The 13,589-nt window shown below is 73.2% G+C and carries 13 protein-coding genes; 3 read left to right on the forward strand and 10 right to left on the reverse strand.

The features are described 5' to 3' along the window. Window positions 1-4: 4 nt before the first annotated feature. Together OG730_RS16715 and OG730_RS16720 are read right to left on the reverse strand one after the other, a co-directional pair. Window positions 5-1,195 carry a glutathionylspermidine synthase family protein gene (locus OG730_RS16715; protein ID WP_327305003.1) on the reverse strand — a complete coding sequence of 397 codons (1,191 nt, stop codon included), beginning with the start codon at window positions 1,193-1,195 and terminating at the stop codon, window positions 5-7. A gap of 6 nt (window positions 1,196-1,201) precedes the next feature. Further along, window positions 1,202-1,528 carry a hypothetical protein gene (locus OG730_RS16720; protein WP_327305004.1) on the reverse strand — a complete coding sequence of 109 codons (327 nt, stop codon included), beginning with the start codon at window positions 1,526-1,528 and terminating at the stop codon, window positions 1,202-1,204. A gap of 116 nt (window positions 1,529-1,644) precedes the next feature. Between OG730_RS16720 and OG730_RS16725 the strand changes: the two genes are divergently transcribed. Continuing rightward, entirely contained in the window at window positions 1,645-2,472 is an 828-nt protein-coding gene (locus tag OG730_RS16725; RefSeq protein ID WP_327309299.1) for a DMT family protein, read from the forward strand. A gap of 198 nt (window positions 2,473-2,670) precedes the next feature. On the opposite strand, the gene pdxR is transcribed toward OG730_RS16725, so the two are convergent. After that, window positions 2,671-4,107: a MocR-like pyridoxine biosynthesis transcription factor PdxR gene (gene pdxR / locus OG730_RS16730; protein WP_327305005.1), complete on the reverse strand. Its 1,437-nt coding sequence runs from the start codon at window positions 4,105-4,107 to the stop codon at window positions 2,671-2,673. A 46-nt stretch (window positions 4,108-4,153) separates the two neighbouring features. On the opposite strand from pdxR, the gene OG730_RS16735 reads away from it, so the two are divergent. Beyond that, window positions 4,154-4,642 (forward strand): carboxymuconolactone decarboxylase family protein, encoded by a 489-nt coding sequence (locus tag OG730_RS16735; protein WP_327305006.1) that lies wholly within the window; start codon window positions 4,154-4,156, stop codon window positions 4,640-4,642. Here the strand turns inward: OG730_RS16735 and OG730_RS16740 are convergent. From OG730_RS16740 to OG730_RS16760, 5 genes are all read right to left on the reverse strand, one after another. Further along, the gene (locus tag OG730_RS16740) at window positions 4,618-5,169 is read right to left on the reverse strand and encodes a hypothetical protein (RefSeq protein WP_327305007.1); all 552 of its coding nucleotides are present in this window, start codon (window positions 5,167-5,169) and stop codon (window positions 4,618-4,620) included. The two genes, OG730_RS16735 and OG730_RS16740, sit on opposite strands and share 25 nt — an antisense overlap. A 38-nt stretch (window positions 5,170-5,207) precedes the next feature. Next, on the reverse strand, window positions 5,208-6,497 hold the full coding sequence (locus OG730_RS16745; protein ID WP_327305008.1) for a serine/threonine kinase C-terminal domain-containing protein: 1,290 nt from the start codon (window positions 6,495-6,497) through the stop codon (window positions 5,208-5,210). Between the two features lie 3 nt (window positions 6,498-6,500). Further along, a complete protein-coding gene (locus OG730_RS16750; protein ID WP_327305009.1) occupies window positions 6,501-6,911 on the reverse strand; it encodes a hypothetical protein in 411 nt (136 codons plus the stop codon). Then, window positions 6,901-8,604, reverse strand: a complete 1,704-nt coding sequence (locus OG730_RS16755) for an AbeC-like domain-containing protein (protein WP_327305010.1) — start codon at window positions 8,602-8,604, stop codon at window positions 6,901-6,903. Before OG730_RS16755 ends, OG730_RS16750 begins: the two co-directional genes overlap by 11 nt. A 156-nt stretch (window positions 8,605-8,760) precedes the next feature. Further along, window positions 8,761-9,750: a malate dehydrogenase gene (locus OG730_RS16760; RefSeq protein ID WP_327305011.1), complete on the reverse strand. Its 990-nt coding sequence runs from the start codon at window positions 9,748-9,750 to the stop codon at window positions 8,761-8,763. A gap of 600 nt (window positions 9,751-10,350) precedes the next feature. On the opposite strand from OG730_RS16760, the gene OG730_RS16765 reads away from it, so the two are divergent. Beyond that, on the forward strand, window positions 10,351-12,165 hold the full coding sequence (locus OG730_RS16765; RefSeq protein WP_327305012.1) for a zinc ribbon domain-containing protein: 1,815 nt from the start codon (window positions 10,351-10,353) through the stop codon (window positions 12,163-12,165). 35 nt (window positions 12,166-12,200) lie between these two features. Here OG730_RS16765 and OG730_RS16770 read toward each other — a convergent pair whose 3' ends face one another. Continuing rightward, window positions 12,201-12,683 carry a DUF3017 domain-containing protein gene (locus tag OG730_RS16770; RefSeq protein ID WP_327305013.1) on the reverse strand — a complete coding sequence of 161 codons (483 nt, stop codon included), beginning with the start codon at window positions 12,681-12,683 and terminating at the stop codon, window positions 12,201-12,203. Then, window positions 12,673-13,536 (reverse strand): bifunctional methylenetetrahydrofolate dehydrogenase/methenyltetrahydrofolate cyclohydrolase, encoded by an 864-nt coding sequence (locus OG730_RS16775; protein WP_327305014.1) that lies wholly within the window; start codon window positions 13,534-13,536, stop codon window positions 12,673-12,675. Before OG730_RS16775 ends, OG730_RS16770 begins: the two co-directional genes overlap by 11 nt. Between the last annotated feature and the right edge of the window lie 53 nt (window positions 13,537-13,589).

Below are 13,589 nucleotides of genomic sequence, written 5' to 3' on the forward strand. Positions count from 1 at the left end.
CGCCCTAGAGGATGACGTGGGGCAGGAAGCGGGCGTACTCGTCCGTGACCGGCCCCGCCGATTCGCGGATGCCGAGGCCCGCCGACTCGTCCTCGACGACCCACGTGCCGAGCACCACCCGGTTGCCGTCGAAGTCGGGCAGCGGGGCGAGGCCCTGGAAGACGTACGTCTCGTCCTCCTCCGGTGCGAACGGCTCGCCACCGACCGGGTGCAGGGTGACGCCCGCGCCCTCGCGCCCCAGCAGCGGCTTCGCCGCGTAGCCGGTGGTCGTGGCGAGCTCGCGCGGGCCGTCCAGGTAGGCGGGCAGCAGGTTGGGGTGCTCCGGGAAGAGCTCCCACAGGACCGCCAGCAGCGCCTTGTTGGAGAGCAGCATCTTCCACAGCGGCTCGATCCAGGCGGTGGTGCCGGAGCCGCCGCCGTGGTCGTACGTCCCGAGGACCTGCGGGGCGAACTCGTCGGTGGCCAGCCACTCCCACGGGTAGAGCTTGAAGATCGCGCGGATGAAGCCGAGCTTCTCGTCCACGAACCGGCCGGACAGGCTGTCCCAGCCGATCCGCTCCACCGACAGCTCCCGGGTCTCGATGCCGGCCTGCTCGGCGGTCTCCTGGAGGTAGGCGACCGTCATCAGGTCCTCGCCGAGCTCGTCGGTCTCGGAGTGCGCGAAGTGCACCGGGCCGGGCGGCAGCAGCTCCGCCTGACGGCGCCAGGCCTCGACGAGCCGCTCGTGGAGGGAGTTCCACTGGTCGGCGCCGGGGAAGCGCTCCTCCATCCAGAACCACTGCGGACTGGCCGCCTCCACGAGGGAGGTGGGGGTGTCCGCGTTGTACTCCAGCATCTTGGCGGGGCCGCCGGTGCCGTCGTAGCGCAGGTCGAAGCGGCCGTAGAGCGAGGGCTGTTCGGCGCGGCGCCGCCAGGACTCGGCGATCAGCGCGGCGAGCTTCGGGTCGGTGATGCCGAGGTCGGCGAAGCGGTCGTGGTCGACTATGTGCTGGGCCGCGGCCAGGCACATGGCGTGCAGCTCCTCGACGACGTTCTCCAGCGCCTCGACCTCGGGGAGGGTGAAGGAGTAGTACGCGCTCTCGTCCCAGTAGGGGCGCAGGGAGTCGTCGGGGTAGCGGGTCAGGGGGTAGATCAGCCCCTGTTCCTCGACGGTCTTCTGCCAGTCGGGGCGGGGCTCGATGGTGTGGCGCTGCACGCTGGATCAGCCGCCCGAGGAGCTCTTGTGGCTGCCGCCGATGCCGCCGCGGGTGACGGCGGACTTGTCGAAGCTGCCGCCGCTGACCCTGTTCTTCGCGACGCTGCCGCCGTAGTAGTAGGCGCCGCGGCCGCCGCTCTTGCACTCCTTGGAGTTCAGCTTCTCCAGGGTGGCGCGGTCCGCGCAGCGCTTGTCGGGCTCGCTGCTGCTTCCGCACGCCACCAGGGCCGCGGCGAGCAGGCCCATGCCGCCGAGGGCGACGGTGCCGGAGCGCATGCGGCGTTGGGTGCGCGTGGTGTCGGTGCTGCTACTACTACTGCTGCTGCTGTCCATGGACTGTTCGCTCCCCCTGGGGTGGCCGGCTGCCCACAGACTAGAACGGCCGCCCCGGCCGACGGAATCCGGCCGACGTGGGATCCGTGACCTAGAGTCGGTTCGTGCTCATTGGGATGATTTGCGCGCTCGGTGCGGCGGTCTGCTTCGGCACGGCGTCGGTCCTGCAGGCCGTGGCGACGCGGGCGACGGTGCCGGGGACGGGTTCGGGGGTGGACACCGCGCTCTTCCTGCGGGCGCTGCGCCAGTGGCGCTATCTCGCCGGACTCTGCCTGGACGGGATCGGCTTCGTCCTCCAGATCATCGCCCTGCGTCACATCCCGATCTACGCGGTGGGCGCGGCCCTCGCCGCCAGCCTCGCGGTGACCGCGGTGGTCGCGGCGCGGCTGCTGAAGGTGCGGCTGAGCGGGACGGAGTGGGGCGCGGTCGCGGTGGTGTGCGCGGGGCTGGTGATGCTCGGGCTGGCCTCCGGGGAGGAGGGCTCCGGCAAGGGCACGCTCGCGCTGAAGCTGGGGCTGCTGGCGGTGGCCGGACTGGTGCTGGTCGTCGGGGCCGTGGCGGGCGGGCTGCCGGACCGCAGCCGGGCGCTGACGCTCGGCCTGGCCGCCGGGACGGGCTTCGGGGTGGTGGAGGTGGCCGTCCGCCTCATCGACGACATCTCGCTCTCCGCCCTGTCGAACCCGGCGTTCTACGCGCTGCTGCTCGGCGGCGGCTCCGCCTTCCTGCTGCTCACCTCGGCGCTCCAGCGCGGCTCGGTGACGGCGGCGACCGCCGGACTGGTGCTGGGCGAGACGATCGGCCCGGCGGTGGTGGGCGTGGCCTGGCTGGGCGACCGCACCCGCGAGGGCCTGACCTGGCTGGCGGTGGCGGGCTTCCTGATCGCCGTGGCCGGAGCCCTGGCCCTGGCCCGCTTCGGCGAACCCCCGGCGGAGCCGACTCCCTGAGCACGGCCGGGCCATCTCAGCCGTCCGGCGCTTGAGGACCGGGGTGTGGTCTTTCAGCCGTCCGGCGCTTGAGGACCGGGGTGTGGGGCGGAGCCCCAGGACGGGTCCGGGCAGAGCCCGGGGAACGGGCGAAGGGCGGGTAGGGGACTTCGCCCCGCGCAGCGGCAGCTGTCGGCGGGGACAGCCCCGCAGGGCCCCTCACGGCAGGGCCGCGACCAGCGCGGCCAGCGTCGGCGCCCACGCGCTCTGGGACGGCGTCCCGAAGCCGACGACCAGGGCCTCGCGCGCGGGCATGACCGCCGCCGGGTGCCGGAAGAAGGACAGCGGCAGCAGCCCCAGGTCCTGCCAGGCGGCCGACCGCAGGGCCGCCCGTTCCCCGCCCGCCGGAAGGTCCAGCACCGCGTGCAGCCCCGCCGCGATGCCGGAAACCTCCGCACGGTCCCCGACGGCCGCCACCAGCTCGTCGCGCCGCTTCCGGTACCGCAGCCGCATCTCCCGCACGTGCCGGTCGTACGCCCCCGACCGGATGAACTCCGCGAGCGTCAGCTGGTCCAGGGCGCTGGAGCTCCAGTCGGTGTGGTCCTTCACCGCGAGCGCCTCCTCCGTCAGCGGTCCGGGCAGCACCATCCAGCCCATGCGCAGCCCCGGAGCCAGGGACTTGCTCGCCGTGCCCAGGTAGACCACCCGGTCCGGGTCCAGTCCCTGGAGCGCGCCGACCGGCTGGCGGTCGTAGCGGAACTCGCCGTCGTAGTCGTCCTCCAGGATCAGCCCGCCCGTGGACCGGGCCCAGTCCACCGCCGCCGCCCGCCGCCCGGGCGTCAGCGCGGCGCCCGTGGGGAACTGGTGCGCCGGCGTCAGCAGCACCGCCCCCGCGCCCGAACCGGCCAGCTCGGTGGTGCGGGCCCCCGCCCCGTCCACCGCCAGCGGCCGCGTCCGCAGCCCGGCGCCGGTCAGCAGGTCCCGGTGCACGTCCAGCCCGTACCCCTCCACCGCGATCTCCCGGACGCGGCGCGCCCGCAGCATCCTGGCGAGCAGCAGCAGCGCCTGGCCGAAGCCCGCGCACAGCACGATGTGTTCGGGGTCCGCGTACACCCCGCGGGCCCGCGCCAGGTACCCGGCGAGCGCTTCGCGCAGCTCCACCCGGCCGCGCGGGTCCTGGTACCCGAAGGCCTCGTTCGGGGCCCCGGTCAGCGCCCGCCGGGCCGCCGCGAGCCAGGCGGCGCGCGGGAAGCCGCCGAGGTCCGGGGAACCGGGCTTCAGGCTGTACGAGGTCTGCGCGCGCACGGGGCGCCGTACGGGCACGGCCGCCGCGGGACGCCGGCCCCTGACGCCGACACCGGCGTGGGGGCCGGCGCCGGCCCCCACCCGGGCCCGCTCCGCGACCCGGGTCCCGGAGCCCCGGCGGGCGGTCAGCCAGCCCTCGGCGACGAGTTCGGCGTAGGCCTCGGCGACGGTGTTGCGGGCGATCCCGAGGTCCACCGCGAGCGACCGCGAGGACGGCAGCCGGGTGCCCGGGGCCAGCCGCCCGCTGCGCGCGGCCTCGCGCAGCGCCTCGGTCAGCCCGGCCCGGACACCGCGCCCGGGGACCGGTTCCAGATGCAGGTCGGCGCCGAAAGTGGCCCAGGAATCTGTCATGGATATGGACCATATCGGCGGGCCGCCCACCTCCTAGGCTGATGGCATGACCCACACGGAAAAGGCGCCCGAGCACACCCCCCGCATGCAGCTGGCGAAGCTCGCCCCGGAGTTCTACAAGGCCGCCGTGGCCCTGGACGCGGCCGCCGCGAAGGGGCTGGACCCGGCGCTGGTCGAGCTCGTCAAACTGCGCGCCTCGCAGATCAACCACTGCGCCTTCTGCATCGACATGCACTCCAAGGACGCCCTCGCGGCGGGCGAGGAGGTGGAGCGGCTGCTGCTGCTCGCCGCCTGGGAGGAGTCGCGGCACTTCTACACGGAGAAGGAGCTCGCCGCGATCGAGCTGACGGAGGCCGTGACCGTCCTGACCGACGGTTTCGTCCCCGACGCGGTCTACGAGCGGGCCGCCAAGCACTTCGAGGAGAAGGAACTGGCCCAATTGATCGCCCTGATCGCCGCGATCAACGTCTGGAACCGCATCGGCGTCACCACCCGCCTGACCCCGGGGCACTACACCCCGGGCATGTACAAGTGACGGTTCCCGTCCCCTGACTGGATGCGGGCGATGGCCCGCAGCACCTCGTCCCGGTTCTCCGCCCGCTGCATCCACGCGGGCAGGCGGGCCACCACGGTCATCTTCCGGCCGTGGTCGTGCCAGGGAATCCCCTCGCGCAGCGGCGCCCGCACGAACCGCCGGATCAGGTCGAGGTGCTCCGGGCCGTAGGCCCACACCCAGCCGTGCCGGGTCTCGGCCTGCAGCCACAGACGGACTCCGAAGTACGGGTCCGTGGCCGGCTCGGCCCGGCCCCGGTACAGGGCCACGCCTCCGCCGCTCCGGGCCTTCGCCAGCCCGCAGTTCCGGCAGACGAGACGCCTGGGCGCGAAGGGATCCCGATCGTGGTCCCGATCGTGGTCCCGATCGTGCGCTCCGGCCGGCTCCGGACCTGCCACGACGTGCGCGGCCTTCGCGCAGCGGGGACAGCGCACGAGGACCGACGCGAGGAAGTCGTACGCCGTGCTGCGCGGGTCCCGGAACCGGTGGCGGGTGGGGATCGAACTCATCGGACCAGTATGCGAGCCGTGCGCCGAGCGGTCCGCCGTCAGCCGCCCGTGGGGCGGAAGGCGGTCAGGGCGGCCCTGTGGTGGGTCTGGATGAGCGTCCAGTCGGGCGCCGGGCCGGCCGTCAGGACGGCCCACTTCTTGCCGTCCTCGGCGACGAAGACCCGTTCCACGCCGCGGCGCCGGCCGTGCGATTCCGTGCTGTCGTACTCGTAGACCAGTTCCCCCGCCCCGGGGGCGTCCGGGGCCGGGCCCACGCTGATCTCCTGGTAGCCGGTGGTCTGGGCGCGCAGGTAGGCGGAGGCGCCCCGGACGGCCGCGAGCGGGGTCAGTTCGGGCTCGCTCACCTGGAAGACCTGGACCAGGGCGGCGCGGTCGGGAGAGCGGTAGAAGACCCCCGCGGCGGACTCCTCCCGGAGCCACCCGGCGGGGACGGCGATGGTGAATCCCTTCGCGTCGCGCACGGTCTCGTGGGCGGGGTCGCCGCCGCTCGGGCTGGGGGTGGGGCTGCCCGTGGCCGTGTCCGTGGCCGTCGGCGACGGGGAGCCGGTGTCCGTGGCCGAGGGCCCGGCCGTGCCCTCGTCGCTCGGCGCGACGCTGGAGGCCGCCGGTCCCGCCTGCGGGGGCTGCTCACCGGTGTCCCGCGCCACGAACCACACGGTGGCCGCGCCGAGCGCGAGCGCGGCCACGGCCACGGCCGCCGTGGTCGGCGTCAGCCAGCGCCGGGGGGCCGGGGGCGGCTCGGGGTACTCCGGCAGTCCGGGCTGCGGGTACGGATACGCGGGGTACGGGTACGGCTGCGGATCCTGCGCCGACGCCCCCGGGCCGTATCCGCCCGGCCCGGACCCCGGAGCCGGGGCGTAGCCCGGGACGGGCGGCGGGGGATAGCCCGGGACGGGCAGCGGGGGATAGCCCGGGGCAGGGGCCGGGCCTGCGGCAGGGGCAGGGCCCGGAGCGGGCGCGGCGTGCTGCCCGGGGGCCGGGTCGGGGCCCGGCGCCGGAGTCTCCGGCGGAGCCGGGGCCGGGGCGGGGACCGGGGCCGGGGCGTGGCCCGAGGCTGGGCCCGGAGCCGGAGTTGGACCCGGAGCCGGAGCCGGGTCGTAGCCCGAGGCGGGGCCCGGCGCCGGGGGCGTGGCCGGGTCGTGGCCCGAGGCCGGGCCCGGAGCCGGAGCCGGGTCGTAGCCCGAGGCTGGGCCCGGAGCCTGGGTCGGGGTCGGGGTCGGGGTCGGAGCCGGGGTCGGGCCCGGAGCCGGGCCCGGCGTCGGCTCCGGGTCGTTCGTGACCCAGCGTTGGGTCGCGGGGTCCCAGCGAGGGGTGGGCTCAGGGGCCACGGGTCAGCCTCCCAGGCTGGTCAGGAGCCCGGCCAGGGCGGTGGCGGCGCTGACCGAGTCGACGAGGGGGGCCCAGCGTTCCAGGGCTCCGCGGAGCCGGGGGACCAGGCCGGGCCGGATCTCCTCGGCGCCCTCCAGCCCCTCCGCGACCCCGTCCAGTTCGGCGTCGAGCGCCGCCCTGTCCGCACCGCGCGGCAGCCGTACGAGGGCCGCGCGCAGCTCCAGTACGGCGTCGAGGAGGACCTGCGGCCCGACGGTGTCCTCCCCCGCTCCCCCGTGGTGCACGGTGTTGGTGTTGTCGCCGCCGCCGATGCTGAACGCGCTGTCGGTGACCCGGCCGATGCTGACCGCGGGCTCCCGCCCGGCCGCGCCCGTACCCGCGCCCGTACCCGTAACGCCGTCTTCAGTTGCCACCGGTACTCCTCTTGATCTTGGTGCTGTTGGTGTTGTTGCCGCCGCCGACGCTGAAGGCGCTGTGGTTCACCGACTGGATGAACACCCCGCCCTCGGCGACGTTGACCGCGCGCTGCGCGAACTCCTCCGTGTGCCAGCCCGCTTCGTGCAGCGCGAGGACGACGCCCCCGACGACCCGGTCCTGGATGGTCTTCAGGAAGCGGTCGAGGTCCATCAGGTGGAACAGCGAGCCGTTGTCCTGCGAGGCCAGCTCGCGCACCGAGACCCGCGGCCCCTCGGGCCGGGCCCCGCCGTGGCCGCCGGTGACGATCCGCCACCAGCTCGCCAGGCCGCGGCCCAGCGTGGCCACCGAGCCCGCGAGGGAGCCGGGGGTGTGGCGCAGGGCCCAGACGGCCTTGCCGAAGGCGTTGTTGTTGCGGTAGCGCTGGGCGTCCGCGTCGGCGTTGTGGAAGTCGGTCCGCACGGGCAGCAGCACGTGCGGGGCCACCTCCAGCATCATCATCCCGCCCTGCGTGTGGACCCGTACGAAGACGGTGACGACGAGGTTCTCGTCCCAGCCGCCCACCCGCACGCGCAGGAAGTGCCGGCGGCGCTCGCCGCCCTCCTCGATGGCGGCGGCCCGCTGCTCGCCGAACTGCCCGTGCACGACCTGCGCGGTGTCCCGGTGCGGCAGTCCGCCCGCGGGCAGGAACACGCACTCGTCCAGGACCAGTTCGCGCATCCGGTCGCCCACGGCGGCGGCCTGCTCCGGGGAGCCGTGCGGGGAGGGCACGCGCAGGCCTTCCAGCAGCGGCACGACCCGGGCCAGGATGTGGGCGTTGGTGACCGCGACGGGCTTGCGGTCGGGGCCGAGGTCCTCGCGCGGGCGCAGTTCCACGGACAGCTGCCAGGGCCGGAAGGGATCACCCGCCCCGCAGAACGGATCGTTGACGTCGTACATGATCATCGGAGCGTGCTGCTCGGCCCGGACCCGCTGGCGCACGCGCTGGAAGCGGGCCCCCTCGGCGGCTTCGGCGGGGTCGTTCGCGTGGTCGGCGTAGCGGCGGTCCGCGAGGTCGGTGGCGATGGTCCGGTAGACGTGTCCGCGCTGGAGCCCCACGACGGTGACCACCCCGGCGAAGACCGCCGGGAGCCACCACAGGACGGCGGTGGCCGCGAAGTCCCCGCCCGTCGGGACGAACGGCAGGCCGCCGCCTCCCAGCCCGTCCAGGAGGCTGAACAGCGCGAACCCGCCGATGCCGAGGGCGAACAGGACGAAGACCAGGACCCACCAGGCGTAGATCCGCACGACCACGGAGAGCACGCGCAGGGCCGGGACGGTCCGGGCCCGCAGCCAGTCGGCGAGGCTCAGCAGCAGGAAGGGGACGATCAGCGCGGCGAGGGCGCCGCCCGTGAGCAGGGAGCCGACGAACCAGGCCCCGAGGACCCCCGCGGCCCAGCCGAGTTCGGCGCGGCGGGCGCGGAGCGCGTGGGCGAGGACCCGGGAGGCGTCGTAGCCGTAGGAGGGTGCGACGATCCGTTCCTCGTGGACGTACAGCTCGTCGATGACCCGGTCGCGGTACCCGGCGTCGAGGTACGTACCCGCGCACAGGAAGCGGCCGGCCTCGCTGAGGGAGGGGTGAACCGGGGGGCGGCCCGCGGAGGGACCGGGCCAACTGCCGCTGGACTGACGGGGAATCGGGTTCTCGGTCACCGACCGACCCTAGGGTTCCCCTCCAAGCGGCGACAGAAAGATTCACGCCAAACGCCCCGGCCAGGTTTGGCCGGGGCGTTTCGGTGTTCACACGGGTGCGTACGGGTTCGTACCCGCTCGTACGGGGGCCTGCGCGGCCGGGCCGTACGAGAACGATCAGATCAGGCCGAGCTCGCGCACCGCGTCGCGCTCCTCGACGAGCTCCGCCACGGACGCGTCGATGCGCGCACGGGAGAACTCGTTGATGTCCAGGCCCTGGACGATCTCGTAGCGGCCGTCCTTGGTGGTGACCGGGAAGGAGGAGATGATGCCCTTCGGGACGCCGTAGGAGCCGTCCGACGGGATGCCCATGGAGGTCCAGTCGCCCGCCGCGGTGCCGTTGACCCACGTGTGCACGTGGTCGATGGCGGCGTTGGCGGCCGAGGCGGCCGAGGACGCGCCGCGGGCCTCGATGATCGCCGCGCCGCGCTTGGCGACGGTCGGGATGAAGTCGTCCGACAGCCAGGCCTGGTCGTTGACCAGTTCGGCCGCGTTCTTGCCGGCGATCTCCGCGTGGAAGATGTCCGGGTACTGGGTCGCCGAGTGGTTGCCCCAGATGGTCAGGCGCTTGATGTCGGAGACGGCGGCGCCGGTCTTGGCGGCCAGCTGCGAGATCGCGCGGTTGTGGTCCAGGCGGGTCATCGCGGTGAAGCGCTCGGCCGGTACGTCCGGGGCGGCGGCCTGCGCGATGAGCGCGTTGGTGTTGGCCGGGTTGCCCACGACCAGGACCTTGATGTCGTCCGCGGCGTTCGCGTTGATCGCGGCGCCCTGCGGCTTGAAGATGCCGCCGTTGGCGGAGAGCAGGTCACCGCGCTCCATGCCCTTGGTGCGCGGGCGGGCGCCGACCAGCAGCGCGACGTTGGCACCCTCGAAGCCCTTGTTCGGGTCGTCGAAGATGTCGATGCCGGCGAGCAGCGGGAAGGCGCAGTCGTCGAGCTCCATGGCGGTGCCCTCGGCGGCCTTCATGCCCTGAGGGATCTCCAGAAGTCGGAGCTTGACCGGCACGTCCGCGCCGAGCAGGTGACCGGAAGCGATGCGGAAGAGCAGCGCGTAGCCGATCTGGCCGGCGGCGCCGGTGACGGTGACATTCACGGGAGTGCGGGTCATGACCTTCTCCGTTAGACAGCTGACGGTGGGGGCGTCCCTGCCCCGGCCTAGTGGATCTTGACTTGAAATCCTCCCCCCGCCGAAGCAGGGGGATTCCCGGCTCACGCCGCTCGGTCACCCAGCGAGCAACCGGCTCTTCCACGATCAACACCAGCCAGGTTGAAACCAGCCCGGTTGCATGAAGTTTTGAAAGGTGTCGCGCCGGCCTGGTTCTCGCTCGGCACGTTGCGCGCGCCTGGTCCTCACAACGCGCAACACGCACCCTACCCGGCCTGAAGGCCGGGCATCCTCGGAGGTTGCCGCGAAGAGACATCCGCTGCCAGGTTCCCCTATTCAATGTCCGTCTCGGGTCAGTGCCCGACGGGAGTTCGTGGTTCGAAAGGGTGACCTTTCGTGCGGGATGTCGTTGATCGGATGACAGCACCGGACGGAGGGGTGTGGACGTTGACTCGGAAGGTGCCGCTCGCCGAGGGGCAGACCACCTGGACCGCCTGTGCTCGTGGCCTGCTTCGGTCCGGGGTGGATGAGAAGAGCGGCCACATCCTGTCTGCCGCTGCACTGGCAGACCGGGTCGGCTGGGCCGTGGACTTGGTGTCCGCCATGGCAGCTGAGCTGACGTCCCTCCACTGGAGCGCCGGTGATGTGGACGCGCTTGCCTCCGGACAGGACGCCGGGGGCAGGCGGCTACCGTCGAACGCGTGGATGGCGTTGCGTCGCCTGGGCTGGACTGTCGCCCCGGCCGAAGGCGTGAAGGTCAATGACCGGATCGTCCGCATGGCTCAGGAGCAGGCCGGGCGTACGTTGCGGTCGGTGAAGTGGCGGGCAGATCTGACTGCCGGGGTGCTCGTGTCCTGGCCCACCGACCCCGGCAAGCGGACGCCCGACGAGTGGGACTCGGTGCGTGGGGCGGTGGCGGGCGGACTCCATCTGCCGTCCAGTGTGATCAACTCCCGCACCCGGCAGATAGCCGCGTTCCTCCGTGAGCACGGCCGCCTCCCGGCGAGTGTGTTCGAGCTGGAAACCGCACCCCACACGGGCCGGATGCTGCTGCTGTCGGCATGCGACGGGCAGCAGGCCACCATCGAGCGGGCGAATGAACCAGGACGTGCCCTGCTCCGCTTGCAGCTCCCCACCCGGCCCGACCCCCAGTCGTACAAGGACTGGACATGGGTCGCCTGCCCGATCACGCTGCCGTCTACGATCCCCGCCGGCGCGGTACTGCACCTGCCCACCCTGCGCATCCACCAGGGACGGGTGCGGGCCGATCTCGCCTATACCCATGCCGTTCCCAAGGCCCGGCCGGCCGGACATGCGGTCGCGCTCGGTGTGGACTGGGGCCTGAACACCCTGCTGTCCGCCGGATCCGCCCGGCTGCACGATGACGGGCGGATCACCGCCCTCGGCGCCGGTGCCATGTTCCGCGCCGCAGGGGTCCTGGCCAAGCAGCACCGGCTGCGGCGCCTGTCGGAGCACCTGCACGCGAAAGCAGACCACTACGCGAGGCTTACCGGCTGCGGCACCGGACACCCCCTGACAGCCAAGCACGCGGTGCTGACCGAGGAGATCCGGCGCGTCAGTGCCCGGCGGTCGAACCTCAACGATGCGCTCGCCCGGGCCGCCGCACGCTGGGCCATCGATCAGGCCATCGCCGCCGGAGCGACCATCATCTACGTCGAAGACCTCCGCTCGATGGAAGCCCGAGGCATGGGCCGCACGATGAACACCCGCCTCTCCCAGACGGTGCGCGGGCAGATCGTCGACCGGATGCGGCACCTCGCCTCTGAGACGGGCATCGCCGTCGTCTCCGTGCCCGCGAGGAACACCTCCAAGCACTGCCCGCGCTGTCTTCTCCCACTGCGGCACCGCAAGGCCCCGGACCGGCCCACCACCCCGGGATGGAAATGGGCCATCTGCCCGTCCTGTGGATACCAGGGCGACCGCGACGCCGGCGCGTGGCAACGCATCGCCGCACGCGGCCTCACCCACCAGACCAAGACCGTCACCGACCGCACCACAGGTGCCATGGCCATCCGCACGATCGTGGACACCCTCGAAACCCGCGCCGTGATCACACCCACGGCCAAGACCAGCCGGCAGGACCGGTCCAAGACCGGACCCACCCGGCCGTCAACCACACGCCCCGCGCCCAGGCGACGCAGGGCACCCTCCCTCGCGGGCCCTTCGGGGCCGGCGGGCAAGCGTCCGGAGGGACACGCACCAACGGGCCGGACCCGGCTGCCCCACGCAGCCCACCGGAACCAGAACGCGACCACGATCAGCACACCCACCACCGGCCGACACCGGCCGCGGGGAGCAGCACTGGGCGCAGGCTTCCACCTGCACACCCACGCCACCCCTCCACGATGGGAAGAACCCACACCGGACACCACGTCCGACATGGGTTCAGGCAACTGATCAGAGACGCTATCCGACCCTGGGGGGCTGCGGGCTCAGCGGACCGTGAAACGGACCGCTGTCTCCAAGAAGGGGATGTTCAGCCACGGGTCGGGTTCCATGACCACCGCGAGCAGCACGATCGCCACGCCCAGCAGGCCGTACGTGACCATGTCCGTGAAGCGGGAGCGCACCGCGAGCATGCCCACGGAGGGCAGCAGCCGGCGCATCACGGAACCCGCGATCAGCGCGATGCCGATCAGCAGACAGCCGCCGCGCGGATGGCCCATCGCGGTGAGCAGCAGTCCGGCCGCCGTCGCCGCGAGGACGGCCAGCATCGGCCACTGCCGGGCCGGTGCCGGGGCGTCGCCGGGCGCGGCCCGGCCGCCGCCCTCGGGACGCGCGGTGTCCCGGGTGACGGAGGGGAAGCGGCGGGACCTGGACCCTTCCGACTCCTCGACGTCCGCGGGCGCGGGCTCGCGCTCGGCCTGCCCGCGCTCGGCCCGCGCCCGCTCGGCCTGCTCGCCTTCAGCCGGCACGGGGAACCGCCCGCTCGGCCGCCTCGACCACGTTGACGAGCAGCTGCGCGCGGGTCATCGGGCCGACGCCGCCGGGGTTCGGGGAGATCCAGCCGGCCACCTCCGCGACCCCGGGGTGCACGTCCCCGACGATCTTGCCGTTCTCGTCGCGGCTGACGCCGACGTCGAGCACGGCCGCGCCCGGCTTCACGTCCTCCGGCTTGACCAGGTGCGGCACGCCGGCCGCCGCCACGACGATGTCCGCCTGGCGCAGCAGTCCGGAGAGGTCGCGGGTACCGGTGTGGCACAGGGTCACGGTCGCGTTCTCGGACTTGCGGGTGAGCAGCAGGCCGATGGACCGGCCGACGGTGATCCCGCGGCCGAGGACGACCACGTGCGCGCCGTTGATCTCGACGCCGTGGTGGCGCAGCAGCTGGACGATCCCGTACGGGGTGCAGGGCAGCGGGCCCGGCTCGTTCAGGACCAGCCTGCCGAGTGACATCGGGTGCAGGCCGTCGGCGTCCTTCGCCGGGTCCATGAGCTCCAGGACGCGGTTCGTGTCGATGCCCTTGGGAAGCGGGAGCTGCACGATGTAGCCGGTGCACTCCGGGTTGGCGTTCAGCTCGCGCACGACCTCCTCGATGTCCTCCTGGGAGGCCGTCGCGGGCAGTTCGCGCTGCAGGGAGGCGATGCCGACCTCGGCGCAGTCCTTGTGCTTGCCGTTGACGTACCAGCGGCTGCCCGGGTCGTCGCCGACCAGCAGGGTGCCGAGGCCCGGGGTGATGCCCCGGGCCTTGAGCGCCGCCACGCGGGCGGTCAGTTCGGACTTGATCGCGGCTGCGGTGGCCTTGCCGTCGAGAATCTGGGCAGTCATGGACCCATCCTCCCGGATGGAGCGGTCGCGGATCCAGTCGCGGGCCCCGTACG

The organism is Streptomyces sp. NBC_01298 (assembly GCF_035978755.1).
Lineage (GTDB): Bacteria > Actinomycetota > Actinomycetes > Streptomycetales > Streptomycetaceae > Streptomyces.